The organism is Halothermothrix orenii H 168 (assembly GCF_000020485.1).
Classification (GTDB): domain Bacteria; phylum Bacillota; class Halanaerobiia; order Halanaerobiales; family Halothermotrichaceae; genus Halothermothrix; species Halothermothrix orenii.
On record NC_011899.1, the window covers coordinates 2,413,054 to 2,432,532 of the forward strand.

The following is a 19,479-nucleotide window of genomic DNA, read 5'->3' on the forward strand; positions in this document are numbered from 1 at the left end:
CATTTAATTGGCTTTTTTTACTTCAACTTTATAATCTTCGATAACTGGATTGGCCAGAATTCGGCCGGCGGTCTCCTCAGCCCTTTTAACTACATCCTCCCTGTTTTCTCCCTCCATAAAGAAGGTTATATCTTTACCAACCCTGACTTTACTGATATCTTTATAACCCAGGGAATGAAGAGATTTTTCAATGGTACTCCCCTGGGGGTCCAGAATCCCCTCTTTAAGATTTACCTTAACCTCTATCTTCCAGCGCATAACAGGCCTCCTCTTTTAATTATTTTAATGTAATCAGTCTGCCCCTGACTATCCTGATTTATTTCCTTATTTCTAATCCAGTAAATTTCATAAAAAGTTTACATTAGTTTAATGGGAGCCTAAATCTCTAAACTAGTTCTAATCCCTAAACCAGTTCTATTTAACCCGGGACCAGACTTCCCGGTAGGCATTCTCGACACCGCCTAAATCCCTACGGAAGCGGTCTTTATCAAGCTTTTCTCCACTACTTTTATCCCAGAACCGGCAGGTATCCGGAGATATTTCATCAGCCAGTAAAATATTACCATTATTCTTCCCAAACTCAAGTTTAAAGTCAACCAGTTCTATACCTTTATTTGAAAGATAATTTCTCAAAATATCGTTAACTTTAAAACCCATAGCTGTAATTTCCTTAATTTCTTCTTCATCTGCCAGCTTCAGAGCTCTAATGTGTGAATTGTTTAGTAAAGGATCACCCAGGTCATCCCGCTTATAGTAAAATTCAATAATGGGCTCTTCAAGAACATAACCTTCTTCAAGACCCAGCCGCTTTGAAAGGCTACCGGCCACTATATTCCTGACAACTACTTCCAGAGGAATTATATCCACATAGGTTGTCAGCTGCTCTCTGTCACCAAGCTTTTTTATAAAATGGGTTTTAACTCCATTATCCTCGAGTAGATTAAATAGAGCTGCACTTATCTGGGCATTATAAAATCCTTTTTCCTGGATAGTTCCCTTTTTCTTCCCATTAAAAGCAGTAGCATCATCCTTATACTCAATAATAACCCTGTCTTTGTCCTCGGTCCGATAAACCTTTTTAGCCTTTCCTTCATAAAGCATTTCCAGTTTTGTTAACATTACAAACCCCTCTCCTTCCTGATTTTAGTCACAATCTCTTCAGTCCTTTCCCGGGCAATACCGGTATACTGCTCCGGATTATAGAGAATATCCTTCTGGCGTTTATCGAGTTTAGCCAGGTAGGTTTCAATTTCTTTGTCGGCTTTAATTAATTCAACCAGATCCTTACCCTCTTTATCAGCCTTCAGGGTAAGTTTTCTTACATATTCATGGGCATCGGGGTGGCCAGCAGCTGCCAGGAATATATAGAGTGGTTCAGCAATTATCATATTTTTACTTAAGTTAAAATTATTCTTCATTTTCCGGGAATTAATTTTCATCCGTGAAGATACTTTATACAGCCGGTCTACCGTCATCATTAATCCTGAGGCTATTTCAGCAATAAAACGACCTGAGGCTGAATTGGTTAGATCTCTCTGGTGTTCAGAAAGCTGATCCAGATACATGGTCACCATCCGGGGCATAAAGGTTTTCCACATGCTTTTAACATTCTCATAATTAATGGGGTTTCTTTTATGGGGCATGGTCGAAGAACCGACCTGGTCTTTAGCAAAATACTCCCCTGTTTCCCCTATTTCTGTCCTCTGCAGGTGCCTCATATCATCACTGAAGTCAGCCAGAACCCCAAAAACAGTAATCAGGGAATGGACATAGTCGGTCATATATTCGGGAGGGACTATCTGGGTGGAAACGGGAGCGGGCTTCAGGCCCAGTTCCTTTAATACTTCTTTTTCGAATTCTTCCGGATCTTCAAAAAATAGACTGCTGGCATTATAGGCTCCTACCGCCCCGGCCATCTTACCACACAGGCTGGAAACCACCTTCTCCAGGTTAACAATCCGCTCATGAAGCCGGCTGGCATAATAAGCCATAACCAGCCCAAAGGTAAGGGGTTCAGCATGCTGCCCGTGGGTACGGCCAATCTGGAGTGTATCCCTTTCCTGTTCGGCCAGATTAAGCCACTGCTCCAGTAACCGCTCCAGTGCCGGTACAATCAATTTTTCTGTAGCTTCTTTATATCGAAGGCTATTGGCCGTATCTACAATATCAAAGGAAGTTGCCGAAAGATGGACAAAGGGACGGGCCTCAGCACTTATTTTCTTTCGAATACAGTTAACAAGAGCCCTTATATTATGCCTGGTCCGGGCCTCTTCTTCATATACTTCCCCTACCTTTATCCCTTTAACAGCCTCTTCAACCTCCTTAACCACATCAAAACTACATACCCCACGCCCGGCCAGGGCCTTAACCAGGGCCAGCTCAACTCTAGCCTGAAAATAAATTGTAGCCTTTTCCGAAAAGTATTTGCCGAGGTCATTAAACAGATCTTTTTTTAAAGAATATCGGTGATCAAGTGGACAGATATTTTCAAAAATATTTCGTTCCATTATACCCTCCCTTTCCCTGAAAACCTGTAATATGATAAGAATGAAATAATATTGTCTGAAAATCCTTACCAGACAACCATGAACGATAGCCATTATAAATCAGATTTTAGAAAATCAGTTATGAAACATTTTAATTTTGTGAAAAACACTGAAATATCAAAAAAGCCCGGACAGATAGATCCCCTTAAAATAACACAGAGGAACCTACCCGTCCAGGCTTTTATCCTTCCGGTGTAGTATACACCAAAAGTGCATACCTGCACCACTCGGACCAGACCAGGTCAGCAGACAGCTGAACAGCGGAACCCTAGGTGCACTTCCCCCGTAGTCAGATGGTTTACGGCCATCTGGTAGAGACTTGTGGACCATATTTCCACAGTTATACGAGGTAATAATTTTCAGTTTGTTTTCATTATACCGAACCCAGCTAACAAATGTCAATAATTTTTTCGAACATTTTATTGTTATTTTAGTTTAACGTTCGCTTTTGATATTCAACCTTATTTATTTATCATAAACTATTATTCTTCCTGATACCCTCAATAAGGTCTGCTACCTTTTTGTTTTTCAATTCCGGTACCATAATCTCCATAAGCTGATAAATATATAGAAACTCATCAATCAGGCTTTCCTTAATATCTTCATCGGGAACCCCTGCTTTTTCCATAACTTCTTCCATGGTTTGACCTGTTTTGTTAAAGGATTTTAATAACCTGTTAAAGGGATTAGGGTTCCCACGGCCAGACCCATCCTCTTCTCTAAGCCGATCAGATAACTTCTGTCTTTCCCGCCTCAGCAAAATAACACTGACAGCTTCATCCATGGGCATATGAAGATACTTTCGGTAGAGGTTAACACTCTCTTTGGTTTCCTTACGATTCAAATTATATTTAAGAACTACATCCAGTAACTGTTTCAATTTGGTTGGGTCACCGGTCCGACTGGCCAGGGCTTTGGCAATACTTATATGGGATAAGGTAAGGGGAGAATCTTCATCTATTACCTCTTCCCGATATCTAGGGGGTACTTCCAGGATATTTAGCCACTCGGTCAGGGTTGTCCGGGGAACCCCCAGCTTTTTGCTGGCTTCCTTCTTGGTAAGGTTATTTTCATCTATAAACCTCTTTATTGAAAGGGCCCTCTCCAGGGGATTTAAATCTTCCCGCTGCAGGTTTTCAATAAGCTGAATTTGTTTTAACAACGACTCTCCCGTATCTTCTTTTAAAATCAGGGCAGCTATTTTCTCCCGACTACTTGATTTTTTAACAGCCCGATAACGCCTTTCTCCAGCAACAAGCCTGTATTCATCCCCGTTCTTTTTAACGATTACAGGCTGGAGCTGCCCCACTTCATCGATAGACCGGGCCAGTTGTTTTATGCCCTCTGCATCAAACTCCTGACGGGACTGATTTTTATCTATCTTAATCTTATCCAGGGGAATCCGGGCAAAATCCATGGTATACCACCTTCCCATTCTTATATAATTATATCTTTTATTTATTTGTTCTACCTGAGAAAATTATTTCCTGCTTACAGGATGGATTCCGTTTACCCCTTCCAGAACCTCTTGGTTCATTATTTAAATTATGGTATTATAAATAAGAACAGGTAATAATATAATATCAGTAAGCAAACAATTAATATGAGATTATATAAGGTTATATGAAAGTAAAGTTTACATTATATGAAAGCACCATTACAGGGAGTCATTTATTATAAGAATTAAATATAATTTTTAAGAAAGGTCGGAAAAAGTCCAGATCTTACTAAAATATTCGGGGAGTGTCCACTATATGTCCATCAATAACAAGTTATTAGATATATTAAAAGAAATTAATGGCCTTGAAGTCAAAAAAGGGATCCCATTAAAACAATACACATCATTTAAAATAGGGGGTCCAGCGGAACTCTTTCTGGTACCATCAAATATTACTGCCCTCAAAAAGGCAGTAAAAATCCTTTTTAATAATAACTTACCTTATTTCGTACTGGGCCGGGGCAGTAATATTATCGTCAGTGACAAAGGTTATAATGGAGTTGTTATTTATCTCGGCAAACTTGATAAAATTACAGTTGAGGAAACCCGGGTTACTTCTGAATGTGGGGTTACCCTGGCCCGCCTGGCGGGACGGGTTGCCGAGGCAGGGCTTACAGGACTGGAGTTTGCCAGTGGAATACCCGGCTCCCTGGGTGGAGCCCTTTACATGAATGCCGGGGCTTACGGTGGAGAAATGAAAGATGTTGTAAAGGAAGTAGTAGTCGTTGATAAAACCGGAAAAGAGATTAGTATCAAAGCACCGGAACTTAAATTTTCTTACCGCCACAGCGTCCTCCAGGAAAAACACTATATAGCTGTCAAAGCTGTTCTTGAATTAAAAAAAGGTAACAGGGAAAAAATAAAAACCAGAATGAAGGAACTGAATGAAAAACGAAAACAAAAACAACCCCTGGAGTGGCCCAGTGCCGGAAGTGCTTTTAAACGTCCTGAAGGCTATTACGCCGGAAAACTTATCGAAGACGCCGGCTTAAAGGGCCTGAGGGTAGGGGATGCCCAGGTGTCTACCAAACATGCCGGATTTATTATCAACCTGGGAGAAGCCACCGCAAGCGATGTCAGGAAGTTAATGAATAAAATTCAGCAGAAAGTATATGACAAAAACGGGGTTCTTCTGGAACCTGAACCTAAATTTATCGGTGATTTTGAATAAATTCCACCCCGGGAAACCGGGGTCTTTTCTTTTTTTCTATCCTGACCCGACCCCGGGTATATTCTGAGATAAAATGAAGCATATCGGGGTTATAATACAACATATTGTATTTATAATAATTAACACTACTATATATTGTTACACCCCCCCTTTACTCCCCTTATATAAAATGCTATAATTATATTACTGTTTAATAAAACAGGTATAAAGCAACATACATATCTTATTTTTCATGTATAGCTTTTAATGGATACTTTTTTAATTATTTTACTAAAAATGAGGTGATAATATGGCTGATATTAAGCTTACCAGAAATGCCATTAAGGTCCTTAAAGCACGGTATCTTAAAAGAGATGCCAGTGGGGAACTTATTGAAACCCCGGAAGAAATGTTTAAAAGAGTAGCAAACAATATTGCCAGTGCCAATGAAAAATATGGTGAAGATCCCGAAAGAGATAAAGAGGCCTTTTTCAACCTTATGGCCAGCCTTGATTTTTTACCCAACTCTCCAACCCTGATGAATGCCGATAACGACCTCCAGCAGCTGAGTGCCTGTTTTGTCCTCCCTATCGAGGATAGTATGGATGGTATTTTCGATGCCCTCAAATATACCGCCCTTATTCAAAAAAGCGGAGGCGGAACGGGTTTTAGTTTCTCCAGGCTCCGCCCTAAAAGTGATATTGTAAAAACAACCGGTGGGGTTGCCAGTGGTCCTATCTCCTTTATGGAGATTTTTGACGCAGCAACCAATACTGTTAAACAGGGTGGTAAACGGCGGGGAGCTAATATGGGTATATTAAGGGTTGACCACCCGGATATTATGGAGTTTATAACCGCCAAAGCGGACGAAAACCGGCTTAATAACTTTAATATCTCTGTGGCTGTAACTGATGAATTTATGGAAGCAGTTAAAAAAGATGAAGAGTATGACCTGGTCAATCCCCGGAGTGGACAGGTTGTTGGTCAGCTGCGGGCCCGGGAAGTGTTTAATAAAATTGTTGAAATGGCCCACAAAAACGGTGAACCGGGAATAATCTTTATAGATGAAATAAACAGACATAACCCCACCCCCCATCTGGGTGAAATTGAAAGCACCAACCCCTGTGGTGAACAACCTCTCCTGCCCTATGAGGCCTGTAACCTGGGGTCTATCAATCTCTCCCACATGGTTAAAAATGAGGGTGATAAGCCTGAGGTAGATTTTGAGAAATTAGAAAATACGGTGAGAACAGCTACCCGCTTTTTAGATAATGTTATTGATATGAATCGTTATCCCCTTGAACAAATAAAGGAAATGGTTTATTCAAATCGAAAAATCGGGCTTGGAGTCATGGGCTGGAGTGACCTCCTAATAAGACTGGGTATCCCCTATAACAGTGATAGGGCTGTAAACCTGGCTGAAAAAGTAATGAAGTTTATTAATGAAATCTCTCATGATGAATCCCATAAAATTGCCAGGAAAAGAGGTTCCTTCCCCAATATTGAAGGAAGTATCTATGATAAGTCCATGAGAAATGCTACCACGACTACCATTGCCCCGACCGGATCTATAAGCATTATTGCCGGGTGTAGTAGTGGTATTGAACCTCTCTTTGCCATTAACTACGAACGTCATGTCCTTGATGATACTTTAATCGAAGTCCACCCCTATTTTGAGAAAATAGCCAGAGAAAGGGGCTTTTACAGTGAAGAGTTAATGGCTAAAGTCGCTGAGAGGGGTTCAATTCAGGGAATGTCCGAAATACCGGAAGATGTCCAGAAGATATTCGTTACCGCCCATGATATTGAACCAGAATGGCATATCAAAATGCAGGCCGCCTTCCAGAAATGGGTTGATAATGCTGTCAGTAAAACAGTCAATTTCCGCCATGAAGCCACTAAAGAAGATGTAGCCAGGGTATATACCCTGGCCTATGACCTGAAGTGCAAGGGAGTTACTATCTACCGTGATGGGAGCCGTTCTGAACAGGTTCTGGCCACAGGTCGAAGTAAAACTTACGGTAATAACGGTTTTAAAAAACGTCCCCGTCCCAAAATAACCTATGGGACCACTGAAAAAACAAAAATAGGCTGTGGCAAACTCTATATTACCATTAATGCCGATGACAAAGGAATATGTGAGGTCTTCACCACTACCGGTAAAGGTGGAGGCTGTCATGCCCAGTCAGAAGCGATAAGCCGGCTGGCCTCCCTGGCTATTAGAAGCGGTATCTCTATCAAAGAAATAACAGACCAGTTAAAGGGAATAAGGTGTGAAGCAGCCCTTATCCGAAAAGGGGTTAATAATACTTCCTGTCCTGACGCTATCGGACGAGCTATTGAAAAATTTGTCAGGGCCACCGATAATGGCAGGCTATTTCAACAAAACCTGAGCCTGGCTACTGATGAAAATAATTCGGCTTCCAACAATAGTAGTAAACCCGGTAAATCATCAAAAAATAATAAAACCGGGGGAATATCTCTATCTAAAGAAGATGATGGAAGCAGCAAAACCACTACAGGTAGTACCTGCCCTGAATGTGGTTATAAACTGGAACATGAAGGTGGCTGTACCGTCTGCCGTAACTGTGGTTTTTCCAAATGTGGATAAAGCCCGGTCCTTCCGGGCAATCCCCCTTTAGGATTATGGGTATCTTTCTGGTAATCCCCTTTTATAGGGGGATTTATTTCTTTAAGCAAAATTAACTAAATATTGTTATTACTTTTACAATATCGTGTTTTTATGACATTATTCCCCATATTACCCAACGAATCACCCGGTTATAACTATTTTTGGGCTTTTTTCTGTGACCCAGGTCACATTAACCCCTAGCATTTTCAAGATATAATGGAAGCAGGTGACAAATTTATGGGAAGAGAACACAATCATTTAATATATATTGTCCTGGTTATACTATTTTTAACCCTGTTAATAACAGGTCCAGTCCTGGCCTCCTATACCATTAAAGAAGGCGATACTGTTGAAATTTCAGTATGGGGACATAATGACCTTAGGAAAGTTATAACTGTTCCTCCTGGAGGAATTATATATTTCCCCCTTATTAAGAAAATTAAAATAAGTGATAAAGAAGTAGATTTATTAGCAAACGAATTTGAAAATAAATTATCCAGATATATAAAAAATCCCATGGTAATTATTAATGTAATTAAAACCAAAAAATTGACAGCTACTATATCAGGAAGTGTTAATACCAGGGGAATTCTTAAATTTGATAAACCCCTCTCCCTCCAGGAGGTTTTTAGCAGGGCCGGAGGTTTTACACCAGAGGCTGATCTTTCCAGTATTATAATAAATACTACGGAAGGCAAGAGGGTCTTAAACCTTATTGAAAATCCCTATCTGGCAACTACCTTTAAAATAAAGGATCATTATTCTATTTATATCCCTTCCAAAACCAGACTGATTACCGTAATGGGACAGGTAAAAAAACCCGGGTCTTTTCCCTATAAACCGGATATAAGGTTATTCGATGCCCTGGCCAGAGCCGGTTTTATAACAGACCGGGCCGACCTGACCCAGATTGTAATTAACAGGGATTCACCCCATAAAAAGAAATTAAAAATTAAAATTGACAGAGCAGACTTATATAATTTAAATATTGATGATACCAGTAACCCGGTACTCAAGCCCGGTGATATAATATATATACCTGAAAAACCATACCCGGATTTTGAACACCTGCTATCCCTTATACCCTTCTTAAATTCCCTGAAGAATCTGTTGGGTGTGAACTAATATGGATAATATACCCCATAATTATGAGTATGAGATTGATCTCACTGAATACCTCGGAATTTTAAATAAAAGAAAATGGCTGATACTGGCTATAACTATCCTGGCAGGTGTTATGGGTTATATCCTTACCTCATACAAACCGGCGGTATTTCAGTCAGATGCCCTGTTAATGATAGATGAAACTCCTACTACTTTAAATCAAATTGAACTATCCCCTTTTAACAACAATAACAGGGATCTTATCACTTACAGTAAATTGTTAAAAACTAGGAAACTCCTTAAAAAAGTCAGTCAACACTTTGACGAAAATAAGGTTTCAGTTAAGTATTTAATTACTAACTTAAACATTGAGATTATACCTGATACCAGGTTAATTAAAATTTCCATAAAACATACAGACCCGGTAATAGCCCGGCAGATTATATCATATCTAATAGAAGAATTTATTATAAATAATAGGAATTTAAAAAAATCAGCAACGGTTAATGCCCGAAACTATGTAGCCCGGCAACTGGAGAAGGTCTCCAGGGATTTAAAAAATATTGAGGCAGAAGTCAGACATTATAAAGAAGAAAACAAAAGCCTTGTTCTCTCTAATTTTACCCAGAAAATTATGCAATCAATGCTGGACCTGGAAGAAAATCTGGCAGAAGTGGAAATCAATATAAAAACACATCGGGCTGCCCTGAACCACTTATATAACAAATTACAGTCGTCCCGGGAGCTTATATTATCATCTAAAACCCTTTCCAAAAACCCTGCTTATACAGAACTTAAAAATAGACTGACAGAACTGGAAATCGAGCTAGACTCTTTGACAACAGTCTATACGGACAAACACCCTGAGATTATTAAATTAAAAGCTGAGAAAAAATCAATCCTTAACGAAATTTCTAATACTCTTGGTGAAGTTATAACCTCAACCATCTATACGACAAACCCTGTTTATAATAATCTAAAACAGGAATTAGTCAAACTGGAAACAGAGTTAACCTCCCTGAAAGCGCAAAAAGAGTCTCTGAATATCCAGTTTCAAAAGATTAAAGCAAAAACAGAGCAGTTACCCAAAAAAGAACTGGAGTACTCAAGGTTACTCAGGAAACTGGAGGTTTCTGAAAAACTATATACCATGCTTTTGACCAGATACCAGGAATTAAAGATAACTGAGGCCATGAAGGTCTCTGATATTATTACAGTCGATCCCCCGGTCGTGCCCGAAAGCCCGGTCGGACCCAATATGAAATTAAACCTTGCCATTGCCATTATAATGGGTCTCTTTGTTGGTGTCTTTATAGCTTTTATTCTTGAATTTATAAATAATACTATTCAGCGGGTTGAAGAAATTGAGGAAATAACAGATGTACCAATAATAGGTTATATTCCTTATATAGACAAAAAAAATGATGGACGTGATCATAATAATTAAAGGATGATGCCCATGGTTAATTACTCCAGATATACAAATGATCCAGCCCTTGAGGCCTACCGACTCCTCAGGGCTAACCTGGAATTTGTTGCAAAAAAGAATGAAGCCCGGACCGTTTTGATTACCAGTACCGGCCCCGGTGCTGAAGGAAAATCCACTATATCTGTAAACCTGGCCTTTGCCTTTGCAGAAATTGGTAAAAGGGTCATGCTGGTTGATGCTGATTTAAGGAAACCACGGCTGCATAAGATTCTCAGCATAAATCCAGACCCGGGATTAAGTGACATCCTTAAAGGCCAGACGACCCCCACTGAAGTTACAAGAAAATACTTAAACCCACATGAAATCGAAATAGTTCCATGTGGCACCAGAGAGAAAAAAAGTGCTCCCATTATTGACCGTCTCTCTTTTACCAGGCTTTTAAAAGACCTTTCTAATAATAGAGACCTGGTTATTGTCGACTCTCCTCCCCTGGTAATTTCGGATAGTCTCAGTATGGCAGCTTCCGTTGACGGGGTCATCCTGGTAGTTTCAATCGGTGAAAGCAACAAACGGGGTTTCAGAGATGGATTAAAGATGCTGGAAAATGCAGAAGCTAATCTCCTGGGAATAGTAGCCAACAAAATACCACATAAGCAAAAAGAATATTACTACTCCTACTATTAATTCATTTCTGATATGTTATTAACCACATTTAACCAAAGAAAGGGCAGTCCCCGGGGAACTGCCCTTTCTTTTTTATTAATTTTATATTTTTTCTTTCTTATTCTATAATTACATTTCTTATTCTATAATTACAGTTGCCTTTTATACCAGTACCTCCCGTCATTGACACTTAAAACCGGAATTCTAACCCCATGCCCATATATTCTAATTCCGGAAGAGCAACCCCGGATTTTACCTTTTCTTTTGTATATGCCAGCTCTGCTTTAAGGTAATCTGTTAGTTCAAGGCCTACTTCTGTCATGTAACGATTTGTCATCAGTGTTTCATCAGCCCAGGTGTAATAGAGGTCTAAACCAAAGTTAAATAAGGCATATTTAAAATTAAACTCTGAACGCAGGGTCCGGTCCAGTAAGGCCTTATCCTCCCAGAACAGGTAGTCAACCCTCATGTCCCATGGTTTGCCTTCTTTTCTCAACCCAATAACGGTTCCACTCAGACCATCCATCTCTTCCAGCCCGGCTGTAATTCGATATACATCCTTAACAGGGAGCATAAGATTTAAGACGCGGTGATCTTCAACCACCAGGGGCGAAACAACTTTATACCCCATAAAATCAATTTCTTCAAGGATAAAGTCCCTGAAATACCTCTCCCCGGGCAAATAATCTCTTCCGATGATGAGATAATTCAGATTGTAATCTTTATTATAATAATCAGCTTCAAACTCCATAATCGGGGTTTTAAAGAGTGCCCTGGCAGAATTCAAAGAAGCCTGCGCGGTTTTATAATTACCATGGGCAGTCAGGACATTGAGATCCATAAATTTAGTTGTCAAGAGATAATTCAGGTCAACATAAGTCTGCTTTTCAGTAGAAGTATTAAAGGGCTGTTGATGAGCAAAGGTGAAATTAAATTTATTGTGTTTATTTAGGGTAAAATCCCCGTTACTTCCGATTTTAATATCTGTTCCCTGATCCAGAATATAATCAGCCTCGAGGAAGAAGTTTATTTGCTTCTGGCTACTTAAAACAGTATTGGCATTGAAGAAGAAAGTCTGGCTTATAGCCGGGTCAAGATTATTATTTATCAGGTCTTTAGTATAGTCCAACCTGGTAAAACCACTTATCCTAAACTGATTATAATTCCTTGTAATCTCCCGCTCTTTCTCCACTTCCTTTTCAATTAAGCCAACATCACTTTTAAGGCCAGTAACATCCTGTTTAACACCGGTAAGTTCTTTACCCATTTCTGTATCCAGGGTTTTAAGGTTTTTCTCAACTTTATTTACCTTAACCCCCATTTCAACGAGCTCATCATGTAAAAGCTGTACAATACTGTAAAGCTGGTCAACATTATCCCGGTCCAGGGTTATTTTCTCTTCCAGGGTATTATCCATCTCTTCCTGTTCTTCCAGCCTGTCCAGTATCTGCTCTACCATAACAGCCAGTTCTGCTCTGGTCAGGGAATCTTTCCTTGTTATCCGGTCGTCCAGCTGTTCTTTTGCCTTCTCATCAGGGGTTAATTCTTTTATTGTCTTGATAATCCAGTAATTTTCCTTCCAGTTTATAAAAACTTCTTGCCAGGTCGGTAGCTCTCCAGTGGGATAAAAGTTATCTGGTTTATCCTTAATTAAAACCAGGTGCTGTCCCGGGTAAATTGTATTAACGGTAAGGCTGTTAAACTGCTTTATCTCCTCTACTGTAGTCTTAAACTGGCGGGAAACAGACCAGAGGGTATCCCCTTTATTTATTTTAATTAAATATAGTGTTTTAAAATACGGTATTTTAAGTGTCTGACCCTGCTTTATCCTGGTGCTCTTTAGACCATTAAAATCTTTTATATGCTTTATAGGAACTCCATATTTGCCTGATAAAAACCACAGGGTCTCTCCTGATTTGACTTTATGTAACTGATAATCAACTATATCCTGTTTTTTAACCATTTCAGCTGCATGGCTGACGGAAGTAACACACAAAAACATTATTATAATTAATAACAACAACTCTGACCTATTCTTAAAGAAAAGCAAAAACTTCACTCCCTTCTATAAAATATATCTAAAAAAATACTATAAAAACATACAATAATACAACCTTACTTCTAATACTTCTACAACTTATTATATTTTTCCTTTTTTGAAAAACATTTTTTGTCAAATTACCTCATTCTATTTCATAATCACCCCTGTCCATATCTACCGTATCCTCATCCCTGGAATCATTGCCAGAACCCTCTCCGGGTTCATAGCCACTTATCAAACTTTTTAAGATAGGCCACATGAGCACAAATACCGCCACATCATCTAACTGGCCCGCCACTGGAAAAAAGTCTCCAACCACGTCAAAGGGCATTATCAGGTATAAAAACGGCACCAGGAATAATAACTTCTGCCCTGTCTTCACATCATTATCCCTTAAAAACTTTATTATCTTCCACAGGGTAAACAGACTTTTCCTCATTTTAAAATGCCTCCTGTTTTAAATACCTCCTGTAACCTTTATATATATTATACCTCAATCAACTATCGGAAGAAAATCATTCTTTAACTCCATTTTTTCCATGAGGAGTCCAAGCTGTTCTTCAGTTAGAAAATTATCAACCATAAAGTAAACGGTTTCTTCCTCTTTTTTCATGTGTGACATAATTTTTCTGGAAAAGTTATGGATATCTCCATCTCCTTTAAGCTTCTCCATCAGTTTCTTTATCTTCTCATGGTCTTCAGTTATAAAATTGATTGTCCTCTCTTCTATATCAACCAGGGTACTTAACATCTCAAGCATGGGCCCTTCTTCAAGAGCAAAATGTTCGTTAACCCTTTGCATAAGACTCCCGTATTCTGGTGTCAGCTCTCCTTTTTTAAAATCTTTACTCTCTGGTTCAAATTCTTTTATCATCTTTTCTATCTGGTTATGCTGCCATTTTAGAATTTCTACTGGTCCCATTATAATCACCCCTGTTTTAGTTTTTACCTCCTGGCTTTAAAATATATAAAGAAATATTTATTAAATTATATTTTGCTCTGTAACCTTTATTTAATCCCCTTTCAGGAAATATTAATTAAAGAGAATTTTTATGAAAAGAAACCCTCGCTCAGTTTTATAACCAGAAAATCAATTGCAAAAATAATTTAAGCAGGAAGTTTACTATAACCCTAACCTTTACTCAAGGAGGTAAATATCTTGCCAGACTTCACACCACAGACGGTATTTGTCCGGGAAAACGCCATGGATTATCCCCTGGGGAAAAAATTATATAATAAATTTAAAGAAAGTGGCATTGATACCAGAATAATAGCCTCCCGGGGCCCTTTTCCCTTAAACCCCAATGTGTCTTTCCAGAAGAAGTTTATCAGGGCCAAAAGGACGGTAGTCGTGTCAGTCCGTTCCCTGGGGCAATTTCAATCCTGTAAACCCTCTGCCCATTATCAATTACCCCTGGTCACGGGTTGTCCTGCCCATTGCCATTATTGTTATCTCTCTACCAATCTCGGGAAAAACCCCTATATCAAAATATATGTAAATATTGAAGAAATCCTGAAAAAGGCCGAAAAATATATGGAAGAACGAAAACCGGATATTACTATTTTTGAGGGTTCAGCCACTTCAGACCCGGTTCCTGTTGAAGAATGGAGCGGTTCCCTGAAAAGAACTATAAATTATTTTGCCGGGACAAAGCTGGGCCGGTTCAGATTTGTAACCAAATTCAGTAACATAGATTCTCTGCTCCACATAAAGCATAATAATCATACTGAATTCCGTTTTAGTATAAATAGCAGCTACCCCATAAAAAAATTTGAACCAACCACACCCTCTCCCCGGGAAAGGATTGAGGCTGCTACCAGGGTTTTTAAGGCCGGTTATCCGATGGGTTTTCTAATAGCCCCTATTTTTATATACGAAGGATGGCAGGAAGAATACGGTATTCTTTTTAAAGAATTAAAAGATAAACTTAAAACCAGTGGTAAAGGAATATTTTTTGAGCTCATTACCCACCGCTTTACCAAACGGGCCAAAGAGATTATAGAAGAAATATACCCCAATACCAGACTCCCCATGAATGAAGAAACCCGCCAGTTTAAATATGGACAATTCGGGTATGGAAAGTATGTTTATCCCCCGGAGACAATGAAAAAAATTGAGTCATTTATGAGGGAGACAATTAATAAATACTTCCCTGAGGCAGAAATAAAATATTTTGTTTAAATAAGGGTTATTCATATCAAGGGCTTTCGGAATTGATATTTATAATATATCAGAACTTATTAAAAAATTTACTCAAAAATAAAAAACCGGGCGGAACCATAACAGTTTACCACCCGGTCACTATCCATTCAATATTCGGTCACTACCCAGTTCAATATAATGTAATTAAGATTAAAACCTGGTGTTAATTAATGCCCAAATCCAGTACAGGACCAGATTCTCTAAATCTTCCTAAAGTTATATTAAATGTAAAGAAAATACCTTAAAGACACAATCTCTGGCCTAAAGCCAGTGATAGCAGCGTTATAGTTAAATTTAATGTAAAGGACATACCCTTAAAACACCGGCACAACTGCTCCTTTATACTTCTCCAGGATAAAATCTTTTACCTTCTGGCTCGTTAATACTTCACCCAGCTTTATAATCAGGGGGTTATCTTTATCTTCTGTTCTAACAGCCAGAACATTGGAATATGGGGATTCACTACCCTCAATAATAAGGGCATCCTTTAAAGGATTCAGTCCAGCTTCCAGGGCATAGTTAGTATTGATAAAGGCTGCCATAACATCAGGTAATATCCGGGGTAAAGTCGCTGCTTCCAGCTCTACAAATTTAAGGTTATAGGGATTCTCAACAATATCAAAAGGGGTAGCCTTTAATTTATCTTCTGCATCTAATTTAATAAACCCTTTACTCTCGAGCAACAACAGGGCCCGCCCCTCGTTGGAGGGATCATTGGGCAGGGCTATTCTGGCACCCGCGGGCAGGTCATCAATGGAATCTATTTTTTCTGAATACAGCCCAAAGGGCTCAACATGTATTTTAAGGGTATAGGTTATATCAAGGTTATGGTCCTTTTTGAACTGATTTAAATAAGGTACGTGCTGAAAATAGTTGGCATCAATGCTTCCCTCGGCAAGGGCCAGGTTGGGGGTAACATAGTCAGTAAACTCCACTATCTCAAGTTTAATGCCTTCCTTTTCCAGAATAGGTTTCACAAATTCGAGTATCTCAGCATGGGGAACTGGTGTCGCTCCTACCTTTAATACCTTATCCCCGGCCAGGGCTATACTACCTACTCCCAGAACAAAAATCAACACCAGAAAAAAGATTATATTTCTTCTCACTTCTCATCTCTCCTTTTCTTTTTTATAATTTTCACGGTAAAAAAAGCTGAGCCTTCATATTAACGATGGTCAAAACGGCTTGCCAGGTAATTACCAAGCCACTGAACAAGCTGGACCAGGATTACTAAAACGATCACAGTTTCTATCATGATACCTACTTTAAACCTTTGAAATCCATAACGGACAGCAATATCCCCGAGACCACCTCCTCCAACAGCACCGGCCATGGCTGAATAGCCTATCAAATTAATTCCGGTCAGGGTTATTCCCAGAATCATGGCCGGGAGTGACTCGGGCAGTAAAACCTTAAAGATAATCTGCCATGGAGCAGCACCCATTGATTGAGCGGCTTCAATTACTCCCGGACTAATTTCCATCAGGGCATTATTAATAACCCGCCCCAGAAATGGAATAGCAGCCAGCGACAGAGGGACTATAGCTGCTGTAGTCCCTATTGAAGTCCCCACCAGCCACCTGGTCAGGGGAATAATAGCTACCATCAGAATTATAAACGGTACTGACCGTCCAATATTGATAATACTATTCAATACTTTGTTAAGGACTTTACATTCCATAATGTGTCCTTTAGCCGTTATGGTAGTCATCACCCCGAGGGGGATACCGAATAATGTTGCCAGTCCCAGTGACAACCCAACCATATATAAAGTTTCTTTAAGCCCGTTTATGATTAAATCATTGTACCTGGCCAACAGCCCTATCAGGTCTGTCATCTGTTAACACCTCCACTTTTAGCCCCTGTTGGCGCAAGAATTTTATAGCCCTGTCAATCTGGGTTATGTCTCCTTCCAGTTTTAACACCAGAGTTCCGAAGGGTACCCCCTTTATATCATCGACATTACCATAAAGGATATTGGCATCAATTTTATATTTTCTAACCAGAGAGGATATCAACGGTTTATGGGTCTTTTCCCCGACAAATGATAGTCTGATAATTTTCCCTTCCTTTTTATCGATTACATCCAGGTGTTCCAGGACGCGGGGGGAGAGATCAAAATTAATAACTGATTTGATAAAGCGCCTCGTTAAAGGGGCCTGAGGGCTGGCAAAAACATCTATTACCTTCCCCTCCTCTATTATTTTTCCGCCTTCAATTACAGCCACCCGGTCACAAATCTGTTTTATAACCTCCATTTCATGGGTTATAAGGATAATGGTTAAATTCATTTCCTCCCTTATTCTTGATAATAAATTCAAAATAGATTCTGTACTCTCCGGGTCCAGAGAAGAAGTAGCTTCATCTGATAATAATAAATCAGGATTGTTGGCCAGGGCCCGGGCTATACCGACCCTCTGTTTCTGGCCACCACTGAGCTGTGAGGGGTAATGGTCAGCCCGGTCACCAAGTCCAACCAGTTCCATTAAACGTTCAACCCTCTCTTCCCTCTCAACTGCAGGCACTCCGGCAATTTCTAAAGGAAAGCTTATATTCCCCCTGACTGTCCTGGAGTTTAAAAGATTAAAGTGCTGAAAAATCATACCAATTTTCTGCCTCTTTTTCCTCAATGTTTTACCCTTTAAAGAAGTTAACCTGACACCATTTATGTATATCTCACCACTGGTCGGCTTTTCCAGCAGGTTTATGGTCCTGATCAGGGTACTCTTGCCGGCTCCACTCGGCCCAATTATGCCAAAAATCTCCCCTTCCCTCACCCTGAGATTAATCCCTTTCAAGGCTGTCACTTTTCCATGTCCGGTATTATATTCCTTTACCAGATTCTTGATAACAACCATCTTATCCCATCCTTCCTCTAAAAAAAATAGCCCCTTTAAAAGAGGCCCTGATTAAAAAAAACCCTCATGAGAGGGTTTTTAATTCCCCTCATCTCTCACTCCGGATTCCCCAGAATGCAGGATTTGGCACCTTACCTTGCTAAACTCAGGTAGGTTGCCGGGCTTCTTCGGGCCAGTCCCTCCACCACTCTTGATGATTGGCATTTTATTCAATTATATGCAGTTTAATTGTTTAATATTTTACCAGACATTGATAAGTGTGTCAAGTTTAATTTATATATATTTAGTCAACAGAAACTCAATCATATACTTCTCCAGATAAATTTGGTAAATTATAAAAACATGATACTGGCCAGAAGGCTAACAGCCATAAAGGCAGCTATAGAAATCAAAGAATGTAAAGACAGGGTATTATATATATAACTTTTGTCCTTATCTTTATCCTCCTTAATAAAGAGTGGTATTATAAAAGGGGGTGGCAGGATAAACATTACCATCAGGGCCAGAACATACATCCTGTTTAACTTTAAAAAATCAACAAAGGTAAAACCTATAAGGCCAGCAACCAGAACAGCAAATATCAGTCTTAGGGCTGAAATCTTGAGGGGAAGCCGAACCGAATTTGCCTTAAAATCCAGTTCAAACCCAATTATTAATAAAATCAGGGGAACGGTAATATTCGATAAGAGGCTTATACTATCAATTATCCCGTTATAGAGATAGATATTCTTCAAAAGACCTGGTATACCGGCTGTGTTAAAAACCATTCCCATCAAAATAGCAATAATTATGGGTGATGTTATAAAGGATCTGGCAAGCTGTTTATAGCTCTGCTTTCCCTTTTTGAGGGTAAGTAAAATACCCAGTAATACAAACCATATATATATTTCATGACCAATATCAATAATACCAATATATTTTACATTCTCTATCCCAAATACAGCTGTAAAAAGAGGGATTCCCAGCATCCCTACTTCAAAGCCACTGAACAGCAACGGTACATATTCATCATCAACCCCTATAAAACCCTTAAATTTATAACCAGTAAACAGTAAAATCAGATTTCCCAGAAAAACCATTATTATAATATAAAGATAGTTAACCTGAAAGTTTACATTTAAAAATGAATTAAAAAGTAAAGCCGGTAAAGCTATATTTACCACCAGTTTTTTAATATCATTTACAGTATTTTGTGAAATATAGGTTTTAACCCTTAGATAATAACCAATCCCCATTAGAACAACAACTGGAATAAATTTAGAGAGAATTGCAATAAAATTAAGTTCCATTTTAACAACACCCCCTGGTGTCTTTATATTCTGTATAATCTTATTTCACTATAAAACAAACAGGAC

At 39.1% G+C, this 19,479-nt stretch carries 17 protein-coding genes and 2 riboswitches; of the genes, 6 read left to right on the forward strand and 11 right to left on the reverse strand.

Annotated features, from left to right (window positions below):
- Positions 1–3 precede the first annotated feature (3 nt).
- The 4 genes from purS to HORE_RS11495 all read right to left on the reverse strand — a co-directional run bounded on the left by purS (position 4) and on the right by HORE_RS11495 (position 3,981).
- Positions 4–258, reverse strand: a complete 255-nt coding sequence (gene purS, locus HORE_RS11475; protein WP_015923929.1) for a phosphoribosylformylglycinamidine synthase subunit PurS — start codon at positions 256–258, stop codon at positions 4–6.
- Between the two features lie 156 nt (positions 259–414).
- On the reverse strand, positions 415–1,119 hold the full coding sequence (gene purC, locus HORE_RS11480) for a phosphoribosylaminoimidazolesuccinocarboxamide synthase (protein WP_015923930.1): 705 nt from the start codon (positions 1,117–1,119) through the stop codon (positions 415–417).
- Complete coding sequence (gene purB / locus HORE_RS11485; RefSeq protein WP_015923931.1) at positions 1,119–2,507, reverse strand: adenylosuccinate lyase; 1,389 nt, start codon at positions 2,505–2,507, stop codon at positions 1,119–1,121. The genes purC and purB overlap by 1 nt, the downstream gene beginning before the upstream one ends.
- 305 nt (positions 2,508–2,812) lie before the next feature.
- A riboswitch (purine riboswitch) is annotated at positions 2,813–2,914 on the reverse strand.
- A 104-nt stretch (positions 2,915–3,018) separates the two neighbouring features.
- Entirely contained in the window at positions 3,019–3,981 is a 963-nt protein-coding gene (locus HORE_RS11495) for a ParB/RepB/Spo0J family partition protein (RefSeq protein ID WP_226984167.1), read from the reverse strand.
- 319 nt (positions 3,982–4,300) lie between these two features.
- Between HORE_RS11495 and murB the strand changes: the two genes are divergently transcribed.
- The 5 genes from murB (at position 4,301) to HORE_RS11520 (ending at position 11,043) form a co-directional block, all read left to right on the forward strand.
- Positions 4,301–5,215, forward strand: coding sequence for a UDP-N-acetylmuramate dehydrogenase (gene murB / locus HORE_RS11500; protein WP_015923933.1), 915 nt, complete (start codon positions 4,301–4,303; stop codon positions 5,213–5,215).
- Positions 5,216–5,513: 298 nt separating this feature from the next.
- Positions 5,514–7,805 carry a vitamin B12-dependent ribonucleotide reductase gene (locus HORE_RS11505; protein WP_041606740.1) on the forward strand — a complete coding sequence of 764 codons (2,292 nt, stop codon included), beginning with the start codon at positions 5,514–5,516 and terminating at the stop codon, positions 7,803–7,805.
- A gap of 258 nt (positions 7,806–8,063) precedes the next feature.
- Positions 8,064–8,951 (forward strand): polysaccharide biosynthesis/export family protein, encoded by an 888-nt coding sequence (locus HORE_RS11510; RefSeq protein WP_015923935.1) that lies wholly within the window; start codon positions 8,064–8,066, stop codon positions 8,949–8,951.
- Between the two features lies 1 nt (position 8,952).
- The gene (locus HORE_RS11515; RefSeq protein WP_015923936.1) at positions 8,953–10,377 is read left to right on the forward strand and encodes a GumC family protein; all 1,425 of its coding nucleotides are present in this window, start codon (positions 8,953–8,955) and stop codon (positions 10,375–10,377) included.
- Between the two features lie 12 nt (positions 10,378–10,389).
- On the forward strand, positions 10,390–11,043 hold the full coding sequence (locus tag HORE_RS11520; protein ID WP_015923937.1) for a CpsD/CapB family tyrosine-protein kinase: 654 nt from the start codon (positions 10,390–10,392) through the stop codon (positions 11,041–11,043).
- Between the two features lie 169 nt (positions 11,044–11,212).
- Here the strand turns inward: HORE_RS11520 and HORE_RS11525 are convergent, their stop codons facing one another.
- The 3 genes from HORE_RS11525 to HORE_RS11535 all read right to left on the reverse strand — a co-directional run bounded on the left by HORE_RS11525 (position 11,213) and on the right by HORE_RS11535 (position 13,985).
- Positions 11,213–13,018 carry a LysM peptidoglycan-binding domain-containing protein gene (locus HORE_RS11525; RefSeq protein WP_167935791.1) on the reverse strand — a complete coding sequence of 602 codons (1,806 nt, stop codon included), beginning with the start codon at positions 13,016–13,018 and terminating at the stop codon, positions 11,213–11,215.
- Positions 13,019–13,205: 187 nt separating this feature from the next.
- Positions 13,206–13,502, reverse strand: coding sequence for a YkvA family protein (locus HORE_RS11530; protein WP_015923939.1), 297 nt, complete (start codon positions 13,500–13,502; stop codon positions 13,206–13,208).
- A 54-nt stretch (positions 13,503–13,556) separates the two neighbouring features.
- The gene (locus HORE_RS11535) at positions 13,557–13,985 is read right to left on the reverse strand and encodes a hemerythrin domain-containing protein (RefSeq protein ID WP_015923940.1); all 429 of its coding nucleotides are present in this window, start codon (positions 13,983–13,985) and stop codon (positions 13,557–13,559) included.
- Positions 13,986–14,222: 237 nt separating this feature from the next.
- On the opposite strand from HORE_RS11535, the gene splB reads away from it, so the two are divergent.
- Positions 14,223–15,245 carry a spore photoproduct lyase gene (gene splB / locus HORE_RS11540; RefSeq protein ID WP_015923941.1) on the forward strand — a complete coding sequence of 341 codons (1,023 nt, stop codon included), beginning with the start codon at positions 14,223–14,225 and terminating at the stop codon, positions 15,243–15,245.
- 335 nt (positions 15,246–15,580) lie between these two features.
- Here splB and HORE_RS11545 read toward each other — a convergent pair whose 3' ends face one another.
- From HORE_RS11545 to HORE_RS11560, 4 genes are all read right to left on the reverse strand, one after another.
- Positions 15,581–16,372: a MetQ/NlpA family ABC transporter substrate-binding protein gene (locus HORE_RS11545; RefSeq protein ID WP_015923942.1), complete on the reverse strand. Its 792-nt coding sequence runs from the start codon at positions 16,370–16,372 to the stop codon at positions 15,581–15,583.
- 59 nt (positions 16,373–16,431) lie between these two features.
- Positions 16,432–17,103 (reverse strand): methionine ABC transporter permease, encoded by a 672-nt coding sequence (locus HORE_RS11550; RefSeq protein WP_015923943.1) that lies wholly within the window; start codon positions 17,101–17,103, stop codon positions 16,432–16,434.
- Positions 17,066–18,124 carry a methionine ABC transporter ATP-binding protein gene (locus HORE_RS11555; RefSeq protein ID WP_015923944.1) on the reverse strand — a complete coding sequence of 353 codons (1,059 nt, stop codon included), beginning with the start codon at positions 18,122–18,124 and terminating at the stop codon, positions 17,066–17,068. Before HORE_RS11555 ends, HORE_RS11550 begins: the two co-directional genes overlap by 38 nt.
- Before the next feature lie 85 nt (positions 18,125–18,209).
- A riboswitch (SAM riboswitch) is annotated at positions 18,210–18,324 on the reverse strand.
- Positions 18,325–18,456: 132 nt separating this feature from the next.
- Positions 18,457–19,413: an AEC family transporter gene (locus tag HORE_RS11560; protein WP_015923945.1), complete on the reverse strand. Its 957-nt coding sequence runs from the start codon at positions 19,411–19,413 to the stop codon at positions 18,457–18,459.
- Positions 19,414–19,479 lie beyond the last annotated feature (66 nt).